At 37.5% G+C, this 20,601-nt stretch carries 20 protein-coding genes; 12 read left to right on the plus strand and 8 right to left on the minus strand.

Annotated elements, in window-relative coordinates:
• Positions 1–6: 6 nt before the first annotated feature.
• Entirely contained in the window at positions 7–1,590 is a 1,584-nt protein-coding gene (locus J4051_RS12400; protein ID WP_236027419.1) for an Ig-like domain-containing protein, read from the plus strand.
• Here the strand turns inward: J4051_RS12400 and J4051_RS12405 are convergent.
• From J4051_RS12405 to J4051_RS12415, 3 genes are all read right to left on the minus strand, one after another.
• Positions 1,550–2,329: an amidohydrolase gene (locus J4051_RS12405; RefSeq protein ID WP_208234198.1), complete on the minus strand. Its 780-nt coding sequence runs from the start codon at positions 2,327–2,329 to the stop codon at positions 1,550–1,552. The genes J4051_RS12400 and J4051_RS12405 overlap by 41 nt on opposite strands.
• The gene (locus J4051_RS12410; protein WP_208234199.1) at positions 2,329–2,766 is read right to left on the minus strand and encodes a hypothetical protein; all 438 of its coding nucleotides are present in this window, start codon (positions 2,764–2,766) and stop codon (positions 2,329–2,331) included. Before J4051_RS12410 ends, J4051_RS12405 begins: the two co-directional genes overlap by 1 nt.
• A gap of 136 nt (positions 2,767–2,902) precedes the next feature.
• A complete protein-coding gene (locus tag J4051_RS12415; protein ID WP_208234200.1) occupies positions 2,903–4,045 on the minus strand; it encodes a methionine aminotransferase in 1,143 nt (380 codons plus the stop codon).
• 398 nt (positions 4,046–4,443) lie between these two features.
• Between J4051_RS12415 and J4051_RS12420 the strand changes: the two genes are divergently transcribed.
• On the plus strand, positions 4,444–6,576 hold the full coding sequence (locus tag J4051_RS12420; RefSeq protein WP_208234201.1) for a S46 family peptidase: 2,133 nt from the start codon (positions 4,444–4,446) through the stop codon (positions 6,574–6,576).
• A gap of 70 nt (positions 6,577–6,646) precedes the next feature.
• Here the strand turns inward: J4051_RS12420 and J4051_RS12425 are convergent, their stop codons facing one another.
• Together J4051_RS12425 and ahcY are read right to left on the minus strand one after the other, a co-directional pair.
• Complete coding sequence (locus J4051_RS12425; RefSeq protein WP_208234202.1) at positions 6,647–7,117, minus strand: very short patch repair endonuclease; 471 nt, start codon at positions 7,115–7,117, stop codon at positions 6,647–6,649.
• A gap of 198 nt (positions 7,118–7,315) precedes the next feature.
• Positions 7,316–8,632, minus strand: coding sequence for an adenosylhomocysteinase (gene ahcY / locus J4051_RS12430; RefSeq protein ID WP_208234203.1), 1,317 nt, complete (start codon positions 8,630–8,632; stop codon positions 7,316–7,318).
• Positions 8,633–8,789: 157 nt separating this feature from the next.
• Between ahcY and J4051_RS12435 the strand changes: the two genes are divergently transcribed.
• The 8 genes from J4051_RS12435 (at position 8,790) to J4051_RS12470 (ending at position 17,151) form a co-directional block, all read left to right on the plus strand.
• On the plus strand, positions 8,790–9,413 hold the full coding sequence (locus J4051_RS12435) for a 4'-phosphopantetheinyl transferase family protein (protein WP_208234204.1): 624 nt from the start codon (positions 8,790–8,792) through the stop codon (positions 9,411–9,413).
• A 190-nt stretch (positions 9,414–9,603) separates the two neighbouring features.
• Positions 9,604–10,374: a geranylgeranylglyceryl/heptaprenylglyceryl phosphate synthase gene (locus tag J4051_RS12440; RefSeq protein ID WP_208234205.1), complete on the plus strand. Its 771-nt coding sequence runs from the start codon at positions 9,604–9,606 to the stop codon at positions 10,372–10,374.
• A 68-nt stretch (positions 10,375–10,442) separates the two neighbouring features.
• The gene (locus J4051_RS12445; RefSeq protein WP_208234206.1) at positions 10,443–10,703 is read left to right on the plus strand and encodes a hypothetical protein; all 261 of its coding nucleotides are present in this window, start codon (positions 10,443–10,445) and stop codon (positions 10,701–10,703) included.
• Positions 10,687–11,319 carry a nicotinamide riboside transporter PnuC gene (pnuC, locus tag J4051_RS12450; protein ID WP_208234207.1) on the plus strand — a complete coding sequence of 211 codons (633 nt, stop codon included), beginning with the start codon at positions 10,687–10,689 and terminating at the stop codon, positions 11,317–11,319. Before J4051_RS12445 ends, pnuC begins: the two co-directional genes overlap by 17 nt.
• Positions 11,280–11,846 (plus strand): AAA family ATPase, encoded by a 567-nt coding sequence (locus J4051_RS12455; protein ID WP_208234208.1) that lies wholly within the window; start codon positions 11,280–11,282, stop codon positions 11,844–11,846. Before pnuC ends, J4051_RS12455 begins: the two co-directional genes overlap by 40 nt.
• On the plus strand, positions 11,843–13,396 hold the full coding sequence (locus J4051_RS12460; protein ID WP_208234209.1) for a DUF4301 family protein: 1,554 nt from the start codon (positions 11,843–11,845) through the stop codon (positions 13,394–13,396). Before J4051_RS12455 ends, J4051_RS12460 begins: the two co-directional genes overlap by 4 nt.
• A 100-nt stretch (positions 13,397–13,496) precedes the next feature.
• Positions 13,497–13,901 carry an alternative ribosome rescue aminoacyl-tRNA hydrolase ArfB gene (arfB, locus tag J4051_RS12465; RefSeq protein ID WP_208234210.1) on the plus strand — a complete coding sequence of 135 codons (405 nt, stop codon included), beginning with the start codon at positions 13,497–13,499 and terminating at the stop codon, positions 13,899–13,901.
• 784 nt (positions 13,902–14,685) lie between these two features.
• Positions 14,686–17,151, plus strand: a complete 2,466-nt coding sequence (locus tag J4051_RS12470) for a TonB-dependent receptor (protein WP_208234211.1) — start codon at positions 14,686–14,688, stop codon at positions 17,149–17,151.
• On the opposite strand, the gene J4051_RS12475 is transcribed toward J4051_RS12470, so the two are convergent.
• Entirely contained in the window at positions 17,148–17,570 is a 423-nt protein-coding gene (locus tag J4051_RS12475; RefSeq protein WP_208234212.1) for a Rieske (2Fe-2S) protein, read from the minus strand. The genes J4051_RS12470 and J4051_RS12475 overlap by 4 nt on opposite strands.
• Before the next feature lie 151 nt (positions 17,571–17,721).
• On the opposite strand from J4051_RS12475, the gene greA reads away from it, so the two are divergent.
• Positions 17,722–18,195, plus strand: a complete 474-nt coding sequence (gene greA / locus J4051_RS12480) for a transcription elongation factor GreA (protein WP_208234213.1) — start codon at positions 17,722–17,724, stop codon at positions 18,193–18,195.
• Positions 18,196–18,466: 271 nt separating this feature from the next.
• Positions 18,467–18,856, plus strand: coding sequence for an HIT family protein (locus tag J4051_RS12485; RefSeq protein ID WP_208234214.1), 390 nt, complete (start codon positions 18,467–18,469; stop codon positions 18,854–18,856).
• Positions 18,857–18,997: 141 nt separating this feature from the next.
• Here J4051_RS12485 and J4051_RS12490 read toward each other — a convergent pair whose 3' ends face one another.
• Positions 18,998–19,345 carry a hypothetical protein gene (locus J4051_RS12490; RefSeq protein ID WP_208234215.1) on the minus strand — a complete coding sequence of 116 codons (348 nt, stop codon included), beginning with the start codon at positions 19,343–19,345 and terminating at the stop codon, positions 18,998–19,000.
• A 9-nt stretch (positions 19,346–19,354) separates the two neighbouring features.
• Positions 19,355–20,506 carry a sensor histidine kinase gene (locus J4051_RS12495; protein WP_208234304.1) on the minus strand — a complete coding sequence of 384 codons (1,152 nt, stop codon included), beginning with the start codon at positions 20,504–20,506 and terminating at the stop codon, positions 19,355–19,357.
• Positions 20,507–20,601: the final 95 nt, after the last annotated feature.

Here is a 20,601-nt window from a genome sequence, read left to right on the forward strand (position 1 = left end):
CTTACAATGCTTGTCAACTGTGCCAACAGAGGGATGCCTTCAGGTGGAGAAAAGGATATTGAACCTCCAAAAATTAGATATTCTACACCGGATAATTTCACTACAAATTTCAAAAGCAACGAGATCAAGATTTATTTTGATGAGTATGTCAAAATAAAAAACGCCCAAAAACAGCTGATCATTTCCCCGCCAATGGTTCCTGCTCCAGACATCACACCGTTGGGTAGTGCAAGCAAGTATATCACCATTAAAATCAATGACACCCTACAGCCCAACACGACATATGCTTTTAATTTTGGGCAAAGTATTGTCGACAACAATGAGGAAAATCCTTTCTCTTACTATAAGTATATCTTTTCTACAGGTACTTATATTGATTCTCTTTCTGTAAAGGGAGCTATTATTGATGCTGAAAAACGGGAGCCGGAAAAGTTTGTTTCAGTCATGTTGTATGAGGTAGATTCTACCTATACCGATTCGACAATATATAAATCCAGACCTAAATATGTGACCAATACTTTAGATAGTGTCAGCACGTTTAGTATTGATAATATCAAGGCTGGGAAATACCGTTTGGTAGCATTAAAAGATGAAAATGCCAATTATACCTATGAGCAAAAATCTGACAAAATTGGATTTTACGATAAAGAAATCACGGTGCCTACCGACTCATTTTACGAAATAAAACTGTTTAAGGAAGTGGCAGATTTTCATGTGGAACGCCCGATACAGGTTGCCAAACATAAAATACAATTCGGTTATCGAGGTGATAATAGAGACCTGAACATTGAAATGTTGGGAGATAAACCCGAAGGATTTGAACATCGTATTGTGAAAGATGCCCAAAGGGATACTTTATACTATTGGTATAAACCGAATGTTGAGTTGGACACCACATTATTTGCGGTCAAGAATAAAACCTATGTGGATACCTTAAGACACCGTTTTCGAGACCTGAAAGTTGATTCACTTATTATTAAACCTTCAGGAACGGGTACCATTGATTTTGATTCAGACTTTTCAATTGAAGGCAATGTGCCTTTTGATAAACTTGATCTCGATAGAATTTCTATAATAGACAAAGATTCTTTAAATGTAGATTTCAGAACAGAATTTGACACACTAAGAAATACTTATCGATTTAAGTTTGATAAAACCGAGGACAATTCTTATCAAATTCAATTATTGCCGGAAGCGGTAACTGATTTTTTCGGGAAAGTCAATGATACTTTGAACTATACCATCAAGACCAAGAAATTCTCAGACCTTTCCGACGTTCGTGTTAGTTTAATTGATGCCGAATATCCTTTGATCGTACAATTGACAGATAATAGCGGCAAGGTTAAATACGAACAGTTTGCAGATGCACCGCGCATGTTTGATTTTAGACATATCAATCCCGGTACTTATTATTTGAGAGTTATTTATGATACCAATGGGAATAGAAAATGGGACACGGGTAATTATCTCAAGAAGATTCAACCTGAACGGGTAAGCTATTATTCGAAAGTGATAGATGCCAGAACGGGATGGGATATGGTGGAGGAATTTACCTTATTGAAAACTGATCCTGATCCGCCAAAAAATTAAATTTGGACCTATTGCGTTGAATATGCTCTTTTTTGAGGCTCACAATTTCTACAGCTTCTATATCAAAAGGAATATTGTCTATCCTATTTCCTAATACATCATACACAGCGGAGTGTCCTGAGTAGTCATGATTGTTATCATCTTTGCCAACTCGGTTGACCCCCACGCAATAGCTCATGTTTTCAATGGCACGTGCTTTCAATAAGGTGTCCCAGGCAACCATGCGCGAGGCTGGCCAATTGGCGACATAGATTAGCACATCATAAGCTTCAGTATTTCTTGCCCAAACAGGAAATCTGAGATCATAGCAAATTAACGGACAGACTTGCCATCCTTTATAATCTACAATGATCTTTTTGGTGCCAGGTGTATAAACCTTGTCTTCACCTGCAAAAGTAAAGGTGTGGCGTTTGTCATAATGATCAATCGTTCCATTAGGATGCACAAAGACCATACGGTTATAGTAATGATCATCTTCTTTGATGACCATGCTACCTGTAATTGCCGCTTGTTTATTGGCGGCAACTGACTTTAACCAAGAGACGGTGTCGCCTTGCATGGTTTCGGCAACATGGGAAGGATTCATGGTAAAACCAGAAGTAAACATCTCAGGCAACACAATAATATCCACAGGATCCGCTATGGAGTCTATTTTTTTTAAAAGATCAACTCTGTTTCGTTCAGGATGCTCCCAAGCCAACTCGGTTTGTATTAAAGCGATATTTAAAACTTCAGACACTATAACTTCTTTCTTCTTTTTTCTACATTCGTTTTAAAGCGGTCTAATTTCTTCAGCCATTTTTCGTCGTCTTTAGGAGAGATTCTTCCTCTTTCCTTAAGTCTGTCGTACTTTGCTTGATTCTGTTCCAATCTTTTCGTGGCCTTAAGATATCTGTCTTGCGCTTTTTGTTTTCTTTTTAAGTCTTTTGCAGCTTTTTTACGGGCTTTTTCTTGTTTTTTTCTTGCTTTTTCAGCTCTTTTATCCGCCCTTAATTTATTCTTATGGGTCTTGATAATTTGGTCTTTTTTGCTTTTGTCAAGGGTGTGTGTGATATCAATACCCTCTTTAAAAACAGATTTCCCCTTAACTTCATAAGCTACTCCTTCGCTTATCACGTGTTGAGCATTGGCCATGATTCCAAGGCTCATAAAAAATATAAACATCCAGTTTTTCATAACATTATTTTTTGTTTTTTAATATCCCTAAAAACCTCTTGAAAGTCAGTGTGACTCTATCGTTTTTGGTAATGCAAAAGTAGCGATTTTTAAGATCAAAATTAAACTTTTAACAAGGTATTGGGTCATTCCTTTTTTAAATAGAATTTAAAATATCAGCGGCCTGTTTTAAGGTGTCATCGGTTTTGGCAAAACAGAATCTTAGCACTTTATTATCCAAATTATCAGTATTGAATACAGAAAGAGGGATCGCTGCTATTTTATGGTCAATAGTCAGTCGTTTGGCAAAATCCACATCGTTTTCCATGGTGATATTTGAATAGTCCAATATCTGAAAGTAAGCACCTTCTGCCGGGGTGAATTTAAATCGGGAATCTTTGATCAAACTTAAAAATAAATCGCGTTTACGTTGATAAAAGGTGGATAGTTGCAAATAATGATTAGGATCTTGTAAATAATCGGCCAAGGCTTTTTGCATTGGATGGTTCACGCAGAACACATTAAATTGATGTACTTTCTGAAACTCGGCCATCAATTCTTTTGGGGCACAGCAGTAGCCTAATTTCCAACCTGTATTGTGAAAAGTTTTCCCGAATGAAGCCACTACAAAACTTCGCGATTTAAGATCGGGGAACATACAAACGCTTTGATGATTTTTATCATCAAAAATAATATGTTCATAAACTTCATCGCTCAACAAAATAATGTCGGTGCCTTTTAGCAAATCTTGCAACTTGAGCATGTCCTCTTCAGAAAATATCGTCCCGCTTGGATTTTGAGGCGTATTGATGATCATCATCTTGGTTTTGGAATTAACTTTTTTCGCAACTGCTGTCCAGTCTACTTGATAATGCGGTGCTTCCAGTTGTACGGAAATTGTTTTTCCGCCATTCAATGCTATTGCGGGCTCATAGCAATCATAAGCTGGTCTGAAAATCAGGACTTCATCTTCAGGTTTAATGAAAGCGGAGATGATGGTGAAAATCGCCTGAGTGGCACCTGAGGTAACCGTTATTTCTGAATCTGGATGGTAAGAGATGTTGTAGAGTTTCTCGAATTTATTGGTGATGGCAACACGTAGTTCTAAATTTCCTGCCATTGGTGCATATTGATTGTAACCGGAGTTCATGGCATTGGTGACTAAATCAATTAATTTTTGATCACTTTTGAAATTTGGAAAACCCTGGGATAAATTGAGAGCATTGTGTTGTTGTGCCAAGGTGCTCATGACAGTAAAAATTGTGGTACCCACATGGGGAAGTTTTGAATTATGATGCATTCTCAAGTTCTTTAATTTTATGAAAGATAAGATAAACAATTTTTTTTTGACTGCTTTAATCGACTTTTGCTTGGCATGTAATAGTTGATTAAATGATAATTTAGCCATAGATTTTATTATCAACCAATTTATGCTGATTTCATCTTTCATCTATCCAGTCAATTAAGTTTTTCAAGGTTATGTACATTTTATGTTTTAAAGTTATTTACAAGACTGTTTAATTTGTTTTCTATTTTGATTGTGAATACAATTTTCGAATTTTAACGCTTCAAGTCTTTGTTCATGATTCTAAAAGCGAAGCGGGTTTGATTCTTTTTTAACCGATATACATCAATAAATAGTTTAATCTTAGTGGTGGCTTTCTTATATTTGGGAACTTTTTAAAAACAACTTTAGATATGAAAATTTTCAGAATTTTATTTCTTTTTATTGCATTTCAAGTATCTGCTCAGCAAGGCGGTATGTGGATTCCGTCACTTCTGCAGGGCATGAATGAAGACGAAATGCAAAGTCTTGGTAGTAAACTATCAGCAAAGGACATTTATGATGTCAATAATTCGAGTTTAAAGGATGCCATTGGACATTTTAATGGTGGCTGTACCTCTGAGGTGATTTCCGATAAAGGGTTGGTTTTAACCAATCATCACTGTGGATTTGGTCAAATCCAGTCGCATTCTTCTTTGGAAAACGACTATTTGAAAGACGGGTTCTGGGCAAAAAATCTTAAGGAGGAGTTGCCTAATAATAGTCTATATATTGAGTTTATTGTCCGAATAGAAGATGTCACTAAACAAGTTTTGGAAGGTGTTAATGATACGATGTCAGACAGGGAGCAACAAGCCATAAGAGGACGTAACAGTACGGCCATTGAAAAAGCGGCCAAAAAAGAGGATTGGCAGGATACGAAGATCAAAGCGTTTTATAAAGGCAATCAATATTTTCTTTTTGTGACTGAACGTTATAACGACATAAGATTGGTTGGTGCGCCTCCTTCCAGTATTGGAAAGTTTGGTAGCGATACCGACAATTGGGTCTGGCCACGCCATACGGGCGATTTTGCCTTATTCAGAATTTATGCCGATAAGAATAATCGTCCTGCTGCTTATTCGGAAGATAACGTTCCGTTTACACCACGACACTTCTTGCCAGTTTCTTTAGATGGCGTGAGCGAAGATGATTTTACCATGGTATTTGGTTTTCCGGGTACTACCGATGAATATCTCCCTGCAGTTGCCATAGCACAAACCGTTGAGAAAATCAACCCACGAGCCATTGCGATTAGGGAAGCAGCATTGAAAGTCATTGATGCGAGTATGAAAACAAATGATGAAATCAGAATTCAATATGCCTCCAAACAGGCACGTATTGCCAATGCCTGGAAAAAATGGCAGGGTGAGAATTTAGGTATTGAAAAAAGTGGTGCCATCGGCATAAAAAAAGCGCAAGAAGCTGAATTTACAAAACAGTTAAAAGCTAGAGGACTGGAAAGTAAATACGGAAAAGTTTTACCGGAACTTGAGCGACTTTATAATGAAATAGAGGAGGTCAACGTAAAGCGTACCAGTTTTATGGAAGTCTTTTTAAGAACCAATGAATTGACACCGATGATCTTTGGCCTTGCGCAATTAGAAGGCGCTGCAGCAAACAGTGAAGAGGCTTTTGAAAAACAAAGAGATGCTAATATTGGTCGAATGAAAGGGGTTTATAAAAATTATAATGCCAAGGTAGATAAAGGGGTTTTTGAAGCGGTGATGCCATTGTATACAGATCATGTTGATGCTTCTATATATGATAAAACGGCCTTTACGAATTTGGAAAGTGCCTTAAAAGTATTAGAAGGCAATTCAAGTGAGGTCTTGGAAAAATTGAATAACGATGCCGCCTACCAATACATCAAACCTTTTATCATTGCATTTTATACTGAGGTAGAACCTAAATTTCAAGAATTGAATCCTCAGATTAATAGCCTTGAGCAACAATATATGACGGCTTTAATGGAAGTGTTGCCAGATCAACGTTATTTCCCAGATGCGAATGGTACCTTGCGTGTCACCTATGGTAAAGTAAAAGGATATGAGCCAAGAGATGCGGTTTACTACGAACCTTTGACCTATTTGGACGGGGTGATGGAAAAATACATCCCAGGAGATTATGAGTTTGATGTACCCGAAAAGTTACAAGAGTTGTACGCTAACAAAGATTACGGGCAATATACAGATGCCACCGGAAAAGTACCTGTATGTTTCTTAGGAACCAATCACACCACAGGAGGCAATTCAGGAAGTCCAGCTATTGATGCCTATGGGAACTTAGTAGGACTGAATTTTGATCGTGTCTGGGAAGGTACTATGAGTGACATCTATTATGATCCTGAAATTTGTAGAAATATTATGGTTGATGCGCGCTACATACTTTTCATTATTGATAAATATGCGGGTGCCCAACATTTAATTGATGAAATGAGCTTGGTGCGTCCGAAATCGGGAAACAAGCAAACCAAGAAAGTTAAGAAAGCTAAAGTCAAAAAATAATAAGATCAATAGTCTAAGACGAAGCCCTTTCATTTAATTTTGAAAGGGTTTTTTTGTGACTAGGTTTAATTTATGTGTTTTCCCCTGTCGATATAAACATCAGCACGTCATTAATACATCGATCCAAATCATTCAGAATTTCTTTGGACCAAAACCTGAAAACCGTAAAGCCTTTTTCAGAAAGTTCCTGATTGACTTGTCTGTCCCGTTGCATATTGCGTTCAATCTTAGGAAGCCAGAATTTGCGATTACTTTTTATAGCATCTTTTCGTTCATCCCAATTATAGCCATGCCAAAACTCGCCGTCGATAAAAATCGCGAGATTGTATTTTTTGATGGAGATATCAGGTTTTCCGGGCAATTGTCTGCTGTCGACCCGATAGCGGACGTTTTTACGCCATAAGGCCTTTCTAAACAAAAGTTCAGGTTTGGTGTTCTTTCCACGGATCTTGCTCATCATTTTTGAGCGTTTCTTGGTGGTGTAAAAACCTGACGCTTCGTTAAATCTTGGGACGATTATGTTGGGTTCTTCGTAAGTCATGATACTCTCTAAATTAGAGAATTTCAAGTTTATATTGAAAGATATTTAGAGGTTTAACAAAAGTTTGAGGAGTGATTCACGGTTTCCTAACCTTTTATTTTGAAGTAGATATTCGCAATAATAATTTTTAGGCTGTATTCAGAAACAAAAAAATCCCAAACATTACTGCTTGGGATTTGGAATTTAATTCTTGGAACTTTAATATCTGTAATATTCCGGTTTGTAAGGCCCTTCAACCGCAACACCAATATATTCAGCTTGATCGTCTTTTAGTTCAGTCAATTCCACACCAATTTTAGATAAGTGTAAAAAGGCTACTTTTTCATCTAAATGTTTTGGCAACATATATACTTCATTTTTGTAAGCGTCTCTGTTGGTCCACAATTCGATTTGTGCTAAAGTTTGGTTGGTGAATGAATTACTCATTACAAAACTTGGGTGCCCAGTAGCGCAACCTAAGTTTACCAATCGGCCTTCGGCTAAAACAATAATATCCTTACCATCAATCGTGTATTTGTCAACCTGAGGTTTGATTTCGACTTTTGACGCACCATGGTTTTTATTTAACCAATCCATTTGAATTTCGTTATCAAAGTGACCGATGTTACAGACTACTGCTTTGTCTTTCATTGCTTCAAAATGTTCAGCACGAACGATATCCTTGTTTCCAGTAGTTGTAATTACAATATCAGCATTGGCAACAACAGTTTCAAGACGTTTAACTTCAAAACCATCCATTGCGGCTTGTAATGCACAAATTGGATCGATTTCGGTAACGGTTACAATACTCCCAGCACCTTTAAAGGACGCTGCCGTACCTTTACCAACATCACCATAACCACAAACCACCACACGTTTTCCAGCCAGCATCAAGTCAGTTGCACGACGTACAGCATCAACAGCACTTTCTTTACAGCCGTATTTGTTGTCAAATTTCGATTTTGTTACAGAATCATTGACGTTGATTGCAGGCATAGATAAGGTGCCGTTTTTCATACGCTCGTAAAGTCTGTGGACACCTGTAGTTGTTTCTTCAGAAAGTCCGTTGATTCCAGCCATTAACTCTGGATATTGATCAAAAACCATATTGGTCAAATCGCCACCATCGTCCAAAATCATGTTTAATGGTTGTCTGTCTTCACCAAAAAATAAGGTTTGTTCAATACACCAATTAAATTCCTCTTCGGTCATTCCTTTCCATGCGTACACCGGAATTCCAGCAGCGGCAATTGCAGCAGCAGCTTGATCCTGTGTTGAGAAAATATTACAAGAGCTCCAAGTTACATCTGCACCAAGAGCGATTAAAGTTTCTATCAACACAGCCGTTTGAATGGTCATGTGTAAACATCCTGCAATACGAGCGCCTTTCAGTGGTTGCGAGTCTCCATATTCTTCACGAAGGCTCATTAATCCCGGCATTTCAGCTTCAGCCAGTTCGATTTCTTTTCTTCCCCATTCCGCAAGCGATATGTCTTTTACTTTATAAGGTACGTAAGGCAATGTTTTAGTATTCATCTGTTATGTTTTAATTGTTTTCAATAGAATTTATACAATCCTGTAATAATATGTTTTCTAAACAAGCGATGTTGTGTAGCGAATTACATAATTGTATATTTGTTTCTATAATTTATTATGCGACTGCAAAGATAATTAATAACTTCGAGAAACTTAAATGCCATTATATAAAACCATTACCCCAAATTCACAAACTACTGTTAAAATCTGGCAGATAACGGAATCCTACGAAGAGCTCATGCAGCCCATCACCTTAAGAGATGAATGCATGACACGTGTTTTGGGGATGAAAAGTGAACTCCATCAACGCGGATTTTTAAGCGTGCGCCATCTCTTGGCAGAATTTGGTTACACCGACCATGATTTGTATTATGACGAAAATGGAAAACCTCACCTTAAAGACGGTAAGTACATCTCAATCACCCATTCTTTTACATTTTCAGGAGTTATTGTTAGTGATCATGAAGTTGGGATAGACATTGAAAAACAACGTGAGAAAATAGCGGTAATCGCGCATAAATTTATTGGTTATGAATTCGATTATTTAGTGGCTACTGCCGATGATTATATCAATAAATTGACCGTCATCTGGTGTATCAAAGAATCTTTGTACAAATTGTTTGCCACGCCAGGCATGATGTTTAGACACCATTTTTTGGTCATTCCCTTCATGGTGAAAGATGAAGAGACGGTGGCTTGGATTGATTATGAAGATAGAAAATACAGATATAACACCCATTTTTTTGAGTTTGAAGGTTTTACCTGTGCTTATGTTTATTAGGCATGAGGGATTAGGCGAGACGTAAATAGGGATGAGGTATGAGGGAATAGTAGTTGAGATTTAGTGTACACGATTGGCAGAAAATTTCAAACGAAAATATACAGAAACCTTCGATAGCCATCGGGACGTGGCTAAAAAAATATTGACATCAAAATTTCAAATAGATTTATAGAAAAACATTCGTGTATTCGTGGCTAAAAAGAAGAATTTATATCAAGATGTATTAACTGCTATTTCTCGAAAGGAAAGGTTGCTGGCAGTCTTGATTGATCCTGACAAAATGAAATGGGAAAAAGTTCCAGATTTTATGATCAAATTGAATGCCTCACTGGCCACTCATATTTTTGTTGGTGGAAGTACGGTTGAAGAAAATCAAACCGATCTTTTGATTCAGGAATTAAAACGATGGACCAATTTGCCAATCCTAATTTTCCCCGGAGATGTCTCTCAATTATCATCCCACGCCGATGGCTTGTTGTTTTTGTCATTGGTTTCGGGTAGAAATCCTGATTATTTGATCGGTAAACAGGTTGAAGCGGTTCCAGTGTTGAGGACTATGCAACTTGAAATTATTCCAACGGGTTACCTGTTAATTGAAAATGGAAAGGAAACGGCAGTACAACGCGTAACCAACACCCAACCTTTAAATAGACTAAATATTCAGGCTATTGTCGATACCGCAAAAGCAGCGGAACTTTTAGGAATGAAATGTATTTATCTCGAAGCCGGAAGTGGAGCGATTGATCCTGTCAATTCTGAAATTATTCATGCTGTAAAACAGGAATTACAAATTCCGTTAATCGTTGGGGGCGGTATAAAATCTAAAAAACAACTGGATGCTGCTTATGAGTCTGGGGCAGATTTGGTGGTAATTGGAACGGCATTTGAAGAAAATGAACTGTTTTTTGAGGAGATAAAGGCTTCAATAGAATTTGAACATTTGAGCAACGAAGAAAAATAAATGACCATTCGTATTAAGTAAAAAATAAGTTTAACTAAATAGAGATTCCTGCTTTCGCAGGAAGAGTTATGAAAATATCAGTAGAATTAACCTTTACGCCTTTGCATGATGACTATGAACCAAGCATCATTCATTTTATAAAAAAGTTAAGAGCTTCAGGGCTTACGGTTTTGGAAAACCCTTTAAGCACGCAGGTTTATGGCGATTATGATGCCGTCATGCCGCTTTTGATGACCGAGATAAAAGAGGCGTTTACCTTAATAGAACGCGGTTTGATCTATATGAAAATTGTCAAATCTGATAGACACGACTATGAGTCACATTTTTGATTTCCTTTTCGGCCAATATTCAGGTTATGATACCATAGATATTGTTTTAGAAATTGTAGCTGTTATCTTCGGATTTCTTTCAGTTTGGAGCTCTAAAGAAAATAATATTTGGGTGTTTCCTACCGGAATGATCAGTACGGGGATTTTTGTGTATCTGCTCTTAAAGTGGGAGCTTTTGGGAGACATGATGATCAATGGGTACTATTTCATTATGAGTATTTATGGATGGTATATTTGGACCAGAAAGGTCGATAGCACACATGTCACTCCAATTTCAAGAACGACATCATGGGAGCATAAAATGAGTGCCGTCATTTTTATGGTAACCTTAGGCTTTGTCTTCATCGTTTATCAAACCTTTGATAAATGGACCAGTTGGGTGGCTTATGTTGATACGATTACGACGGCCATATTCTTTGTGGGCATGTGGCTTATGGCAAGACGTAAAGTAGAGAATTGGATTTATTGGATTATTGGAGATCTAATTTCTATTCCACTTTATTTCTATAAAGGTTTTACCTTTACCAGCATTCAATATTTTGGATTTACCTTTATAGCGATTTATGGATATATAGCATGGAAGAAAAGCTTAAACAAGACCCTTCAGATTGCATAAAAGTAGTCTTGTTTGGCCCTGAGTCAACTGGGAAAAGTACTTTAGCGATGCAATTGGCCGAACATTATAACACAGTTTATGTGCCTGAGTACTCCCGGATTTATGCTGAAGAGAAGCTACGCTTCGGAAAAATATTGACCTTAAATGATGTGCTGCCAATTGCAGAAGGTCAAATGCGACTCGAAAACGAACTGGCTCCAAAAGCAAACACTGTGCTTATTTGCGACACCGATTTATTGGAAACCAAAGTCTATTCAGAATCCTATTATGATGGGATCTGTGATCCGGTTCTGGAAAAATATGCCATACAAAACACCTACGATCTCTACTTTTTGACTTATATTGATATGCCATGGGTAGCTGACGATTTAAGAGACCGCCCCCATGACCGGGAAGCTATGTTTGAGGCCTTTGAAAATGCGTTAAAGACATATAGCAAACCCTACATTTTATTGAAAGGATCTATTGAGGAGCGATTTAAGCTGGCGGTAGATCAAATTGATGAACTTATAAAAATGAAAGCGTGAAATTTACAGAAAAAGATATCCAACAAATTGATAAAAAAGGCTTGACTTTAGCTCAGATCCATTCGCAACTTGAACTTTTTGAAACAGGGGTGCCATTTGTGAATCTTAATTCGGCAGCAACTATAGATAATGGTATTGTAAAATGTTCTGATGCTTCAAAAACGCACTATATCAATTATTTTGATGCCAAAAGAAATGGATTTTCCATCGCCAAATTTGTTCCTGCATCTGGTGCCGCTACCCGAATGTTCAAAACCTTGTTTCGGTTTATTGATGAATACGTCCCAGAAGATGAAACCATAAATTCTTTTGTCAATAAACATAAAGATGCTGATTTGTCCTTGTTTTTTGTGGGTATGGAAAAGTTGCCTTTTTATGATAGGGTCCTTGAGCAATTAAAAGCTTTTTATCCAGATTACACCTCATTTTCTAAGGATAGGCAAAAACTGGTATTCGTCAAAACGATGATGGACGAGGATAAGATGAATTATGGGTTCTACCCAAAAGGACTGTTGCCCTTTCATGAGTATAAAGATCATTTGGCTACGGCCTTTGAAGAGCATCTATTTGAAGCATCGTTATATGCATCCACAAACAACATAGCTTTTCTACATTTTACAATCTCAGAAGTCTATAAAGAAATGTTTGATGACGAATTTACACGCATTCAGGACATCGTAGAGCATAAAACAAATACCAAATTCAATATTTCTTTCTCTTATCAAAAGGAATCAACCGATACGATTGCTGTCACTCCCGAAAACGAACTTTTCCGGGAAGACGATGGACAATTAACTTTTAGACCCTCAGGACATGGTGCGCTGTTGGAGAATTTGAACCAATTGGACTCAGATGTCATTTTTATAAAGAATATTGATAATGTCGTGGTCTATAAATATGAGGATGAGGTGGCTGAGTACAAAAAAATGTTGGGCGGTATGTTGCTCGAGATTCAGCAGGAGGTATTTCAACATTTGAAGCATCTTGAAAATGGAGAGGTTTCAGAAGAGGATATTCTCAATATTTCTGATTTTTTAGTTAATAAATTGAATGTCGTTATTAGCTCTGAGTTCGAGAAATATTCCACAAAACATCAAATTGAATATTTATTTGACAGATTGAACAGGCCCATCCGAATCTGCGGGATGGTTAAAAACGAAGGCGAACCTGGAGGTGGTCCATTTTGGGTAAAGGACGAAAAAGGGCAAATCTCGCTACAAATTGTGGAGTCGGCACAAATTGATACAGACAATAAAAAGCAAAATGAAATTTTAATGAACGCTACACATTTCAATCCTGTCGATTTGGTTTGTGGCATCAAAAATTTCAAAGGAGAAGTTTTTAACCTTCAAGAATTTGTGGATCCAAAAACCGCTTTTATCACCAAGAAAACTAAAGCCGGAAAGGATTTGATGGCTTTGGAATTGCCGGGACTTTGGAACGGCAGTATGGCAAGTTGGAATACGATTTTTGTTGAAGTGCCATTAATAACTTTTAATCCTGTAAAAACGGTCACTGATTTATTGAAACCGACGCATCAAATTGAGTAGTGAGCAGCCTGCCCGTACGATTGGCCTGTGTGTGTATGGTTAGAAAAAAATGCATCCGGGCGGGTCAGCAGTCTTCGGACAGTTTTTTTAAAATAATACCATGAACAAAGACATTCTACAATCGGAATTGCAATTTAAAGCGGTGAGAAGTTCAGGTGCTGGAGGGCAGAATGTCAATAAAGTGGCCTCAAAAGTGGAACTCATTTTTGATTTGGAAGCTTCAAACGGACTGACTGACGATGAAAAAGCTTTATTGAAACAAAACCTTAGGACCCGACTTACCAAAGAAAATGTCCTCTTGCTTCAATGTGAAGAGAGTAGGAGTCAGCATAAAAACAAAACGCTTGTGGTGCAACGTTTTTTCGATCTTATCAAAGAAGGATTGATCATTCCAAAAAAACGCATTCCCACCAAAACACCAAGATCGGTAGTTAGAAAACGATTGAAGGCAAAGCGAAAAACTTCGGATAAAAAAGCGGGTAGAAGACCACCGGAAATAGAATAGGGCTCAGAAGGCAGTGTTCAGTCCTCAGTAGGTAGTCCTCAGTAGGCAGTCCTCAGTCGGCAGTCCTCAGTCGGCAGTCTCCATCGCAATACCTCTGACATCATTTTTTAACCATTACTATTACGATTAATTATTATCTCTGCGTCTCCGCGTCTCTGCGTATCAGCCCACTCAATGAATTTAGGTTTCCTATTTTTTTAGACACGAATTACTCAAATTATCACGGATTTTGAAATTTCACTAATTCCAAATTGCCATTTACAAGATAATTTTTCGCTTAAATAATTCGGAAATTTGATCTTTTTGGAACGCTGATCACACAGATTTCTTATGAATTTCACTGATTTTTTAGGCAAATGTTTTCTGTATAATCTGCGAGAGATGTAGAGTGTTTTTTTGAATTATAGCGAAAATAAATTTAATCGCAATTCATACTTCAAAAATCGTAAATCCTTTATATCTTTGCACCGTTCTCAAAAAAGGGGTGCCTGATAGATTGAAGGTCGAAGATTGGAGATTGATGATTGTTGAATTAATAGGATTCAAAAATCAGAAATCAAAGATCAAAAATCAACAATCAAATCGGCTGAGATCATACCCATTGAACCTAGAACGGATAATGCCGTTTAGGGATATAAGTTTTAAAATAGGTCTAAAGACTTAATTAACGGTTGCCGGCAAAAATCTTATTAAGATACCGCTAAGTTTTAAAGCTTAACAAAATCATTTAATTTTTAACTAAGAATAATTACCTCTTTTTATTCGTCTAAATTTATTTATTCGAATGAAATCATTATTTTCAAATTTATCGGTTAGGAGCCGATTCAAACCATCTCTCAAACTTATTTTTATTTATGTTTTGCTTTTTTCAAGCGTTACTGCTTTTGCGCAAAACTATCGTGTATCCGGTCACGTTACCCAACAAAATTCTGAACCGCTCGCAGGTGTGAGCATTCAATTGAAGCATAGCGCGATCTGGACCCAAACAGATCTTAACGGAGACTACACTTTGGACTTGCCTAAAGGAAAACACACTTTAGAAATTCGTTATCTCACAGCAAAGCCTATCGAAAGAACTTTTGACCTTAATTCGGATTTAGTGCTGGATATCGTCATTAATGAAACTGCAGAAGTTTTGGATGAGGTATTGGTCAATGCGGTACGTGTCGGGTCAAGTTCGCCAATTACACACTCCAATATCTCAAAGGAAGATCTGGAAAAGCGCAATTTAGGCCAAGACATTCCTATGCTTCTTAACTTTTTGCCATCAGTTGTAACGACCACTGATGCAGGAGCAGGTGTTGGCTATACAGGTATTCGGGTGCGTGGGATTAATGCGCAATCCACCAACATTACCATTAATGGCATTCCTTATAACGATGCGGAGTCCATGGGAACCTTCTGGGTAAATCTGAGCGATTTTGCCTCGTCAACCGAAAGTATGCAATTGCAACGTGGCGTCGGAACTTCAACAAATGGCGCTGGTGCATTTGGTGCAAGTATTAATGTGCTTACTGAAGGAGTATCTAATGAAGCAAGTGCTGAAATTGCCAATAGTTTCGGGAGTTATAATACCCACAAACACACGCTTAAGTTTAGTACTGGACGCTTAAATGACCACTTCGAAATTTCAGGGCGTCTGTCAAATATTAAGTCGGATGGCTATATTGATCGTGCGTCTTCTGATTTAAAATCGTACTTCTTGCAAGGTGCTTATGTTGATACCAATAGATTGATAAAGGCAGTTGTTTTTGGAGGTCAAGAAATCACGTATCAGGCGTGGAACGGATTGGAAGACTTGGATGTATTAAAGAACGATAGAACCTTTAATACGGCCGGAATGTATACTGATGTTGATGGAAACATTCAGTTTTACGATAATGAAATTGACGATTATAAGCAAGATCATTACCAACTGCATTGGAATGAGCGCATCAACAACAATTGGTCCACAACTATGGGGTTAAACTACACACGTGGTTTAGGGTTTTTTGAGCAGTATAAGGAAGATCAAAAATTGGTTCAATATGGGATGGAAAACATCGAATTGGGAGGTGAAAGCATCACTCGCAGTGATTTGGTGCGCCGTCGCTGGTTAGATAACCATTTCTATGTGGTAAATGCCAACGCCAATTATAAAAAGAACGATTTGGATCTTTCATTTGGAACATCATATAGTACGTATAGTGGCGATCATTATGGAGAGGTGATTTGGGCCCAATATGCCGGGAACTCACCCAAAGGACATCGTTATTATGATGGTAACGGGAAGAAAACCGACGCCAATTCGTTCGTAAAAGCTACCTATCAGTTTGATGAACAACTGAGTTTCTATGGCGATTTACAATTTCGTAATGTGGCCTATTCAACTACCGGCACCAACTCAGATATGGACCTCATGGAAATTGACGAGACTTTTAATTTCTTTAATCCCAAAGCAGGATTGACCTATCAGTTCAACGCAGCAAATGCCTTGTACTTTTCTTATGCAAGAGCCAATAGAGAACCAAGTCGAAAGGATTTTCAAAATAATACCGATGTCAAGCCCGAGCAACTTAATGATTTTGAGTTGGGATGGAGATTTGATGATCCAGCGGTTCGTATCAATGCCAATGCTTATTATATGTTGTATAATGAGCAATTGGTGTTAACAGGTGAACTTGACACTACTGGGAATCCAATCCGGACCAACAGTGGAGATAGCTACCGTTTAGGTTTGGAAATTGAGGCGGCGGTGAGGCTGACTTCCCAATGGAGTTTACAGCCAAGTGTGACCGTGAGTTCAAATAAAACCAAAAATTCGGTCATAGAGCGTGATGGTGAGTTAGTGGATTTGGGTAAAACGAATATTTCATTTTCTCCTGAACTTGTAGCGTCAAACGCGCTAGTGTTCCAACCTAAAGAACATTTTCAAATGAGCTTGTTGAGCAAATACGTAGGGGAACAGTTTATGGGCAACACCGATTCTCCAGCTTCTAAACTGGACGCTTATTTTGTGAATGATTTAAACATCACTTACGAATGGCATTTAAAATCGAAAGAAGACTCTCAGAAGAAACCTTTTCTCAAATCGGTTTTGTTTTCTGGGTTGGTGAATAATATTTTCAATAAGAAATATATATCCAATGGGTTTTATTACACCTATGACGATAACTGGACCGATCCAAATCGAGTAACGACCATAGAAGGTGCTGGTTATTTTCCTCAAGCCACTACTAATTTTCTGGTTGGGGCGACTTTAAAATTTTAATTGGTAATAAGGAGGGAGTTTCCAGACACGGACACGCGGTATTCTTTGAGTCCACAAGGTAATTGGGTCCCGATGGAACCTCCAGTAAATAAGCTATAAGTATTGGCGTCAACGCAACCACAAATCGCGTTGGCGCCAGTAATTGTAAGTAAAGAGCAGGACGTCTGTTCGTGGTTGGGATCTGCAGCATCCCATGCACGAAAACCGCTACCAACATTTATTACGATAATGCCTTTATTGCCTTGGTTGGCGATATATACTGAATTGCTGGTAAATTGCAACTGGTTGTACTGTGGCAAATTCATGTTGACAGTAGCATTCACAGAAGCATTGACCAGGAACTTGCAATTCTCATCGCTATTGTTTCTGCTACAAGCAGTTAAAAAAATAAGGCTAACAAGTAAAAAAAACTGTTTCATCAGATTTAAATTATGATGCAATTTACAACAATCTCAAAGTTGTGGTAAATATTTTGTATATTTGTTTCATATCTCGTGCTAGCGGGATTTTTTTATGCTGTTCTCCAAAACGGGGTTTCAGCATATTTTATATATAGTAAAACGAAGAATTATGAGTAAAGTATCTTATTATACCGCTGAAGGTTTAAAGAAGTTAAGGGAAGAACTCAGTCAGTTAAAAGACGTGGAGCGCCCAAATGCCTCTCGGGCGATTGGTGAGGCGAGGGATAAGGGTGATTTGAGTGAGAACGCCGAATATGATGCAGCCAAAGAGGCACAGGGCATGTTGGAAATGAAGATCTCCAAATTGGAGGAAACCTTATCAAATGCCCGCTTGATTGATGAATCACAATTGGATAGTTCCAAAGTTTTGGTGCTTTCTAAAGTGAAAATAAAAAACCAAACGAATGGCATGGAGGTGACCTATACCTTGGTGGCTGATGGTGAAGCTGATTTAGCTTCAGGTAAAATTTCGGTCAACTCCCCTATCGGAAGAGGCCTTTTAGGCAAGACTGTAGGTGAGGTTGCGGACATTCAAGTACCCAACGGTATTTTGAAATTTGATATTTTGGAAATTTCCAGATAATCAGATTTAGATTTTTTTAAATTAAAAAACACAACATTCCTGTTAAGATCAATTCTAACAGGAATTTTCTTTTTATATTTATAGAGTTCAGAGTTTCAAGAAAAACAGTACTTTCTAAGAAACAAGAAACAAGAAACAAGAAACAAGAAACAAGAAACAAGAAACAAGAAACAAGAAACAAGCTTGCCCGTCCGCAGCTTTTGCGGAGGCGGGAAACAAGCCTGTCCGTCCGTAGCTTTTGCGGAGGCGGGAAATAAGAAACAAGAAAAAAATGGCATCGATATTTACTAAAATAGTCAATGGTGAAATTCCATGTTACAAAGTTGCTGAAACGAAAGATTTTTTGGCCTTTTTAGATGTGAACCCCAATACAGAAGGTCACACGCTTTGTATTCCCAAAATTGAAGTTGATCAACTTTTTGATTTAGATGAAACTACCTATGTAGGATTAATGGAGTTTTCTAGAAGTGTTGCTATTGCATTAAAAAAGGCAGTGCCATGTAAACGTGTCGGGATGTCTGTTGTTGGATTGGAAGTCCCTCATGTACACGTCCATTTGATTCCGCTCCATAGCATGGATGATATTCGGTTTATAAATAAGGTGAGCTTGGAAAAGGAAGAGTTTGAAGCCATAGCTCAACGGATCTCAGACCGACTATAATTCTATTTTATTAGTGTCCGGTAGAATAATAAAAAGTTAACAAACCATTTAAAGAGAAGGATGTTAGGCTGTTTTTAAAATAACATCTTGTTTAAATAATAGGTGTTATCATTTTGTTACAATCAAATTTTTATTCTATACCTAAAAAACTCCCAAAAAGAAGAGTATAGTTGCGACTAATAGTGATACCAGTACTAGAATTAAAATCCAAGATGAAGTTTTCAATTTGAACGACGTTGGTTTTGGTGGTGATGCACGTTGCTGATATTCAAAAACTCTATCAATATCGTCGGTCCACCGTGCAGGGAAGATCATGGTCTCACAAACCTTACAAAATAATGAATGAACGGTCTCTGATGAAATGGCTTTGTAAAAAAAGTTTTCGACAAAGCGTTGCTTGAATGTCAATTGCAGTCCGTCTCTTGAATAACATTCAGGACAGTTATTATTTAATTCGACTTCACTTAAAGTAAAATACTTGTTATCCATGAGCTAAATTTACGGAATTAATTTTAATGACATCTGCATGGTAGTTCCTTTGTCAATTTCTGAATGAAGCACTTTAATTTTTCCATCGTGGTAATCTTCTACAATCCGTTTTGCCAATGAAAGTCCTAAGCCCCAACCACGTTTCTTACTGGTAAAACCTGGTTCAAAGATCTGGTTGAACAAACTTTTGGGAAGGCCCTTGCCAGAATCTGTAACTGTAATTTTAACATCCTTCTCACCCTCAATGATGGTCACTTTTAAATGGCCTTTACCTCGCATGGCATCTATGGCATTTTTCACTAAATTTTCAATCGTCCAACTGTAGAGTTGCTGATTCAAATTGACATAAATGGGATGATCTGGCGCTTCAATTTCAAAACCTATTAATTTGCTGGAACGCGCTTTCAGATATTCATAGGAATCGACGGTTTCTTTGACGATATCCGACCTTTTTAAAGTTGGCATCGAACCAATCTTACTAAAACGATCGGTAATGGTTTGTAAACGTGTGATGTCCTTTTCAATTTCCATGAGATAAGATGGGTTAATATCTTCAGAACGTAAAATTTCTGTCCATCCTATTAAAGAAGATAGAGGTGTACCAATTTGGTGAGCAGTTTCCTTTGCCATTCCCGTCCAGAGTTTGTTCTGTGCGGCAATTTTTGAACTGCGATAGAAAAAGTAAACCACGGCAGCAAAAAGCACAATAATGAGGAGTAATGCTAATGGATAGTATTTGAGTTTGTTGATTAACGGTGAGTTGCCATAATAAATGGTGTAATAAATTTCATTGTCATAATACACCTCAATAGGTTTGTTTTCACTTTCAAATGCTGCTATAAGATTTTGGACTGAGGCGGGATTATCAACTTTCTTTTTATCAATATTTTTGAAAGTGCCTAAACTTCCATCTTTATTAATGGCCAACATAGGCGTAGTATGATTGCTTTCTAAAATCTTAAGCGTAAGTTCCACATTCTCGTCAGCGTCAGATTTTAGGAGTTCGGATTGGGCAAATGACCAGTTTTGCATTTTGATGCGCTCTTCAGCTTTGAAATTCTGAAAGAAAATATACGTATTCCATAAAATTAAAGAGATAATTATAAAAGACGAAGCAATAATGATCCACCGCAAAATATTTCGGTTCATAGAGTAAGGCATCAATACATTTGTGATTTTAAATATACTTAAAGAAAACAGCAAATAGAAAATCTTTATACCGATAATTTTTAAGCACTACTTAACTAATGCAATTA

This window comes from Gelidibacter pelagius (assembly GCF_017581925.1).
In the GTDB taxonomy this organism is placed as follows: Bacteria; Bacteroidota; Bacteroidia; order Flavobacteriales; family Flavobacteriaceae; genus Gelidibacter; species Gelidibacter pelagius.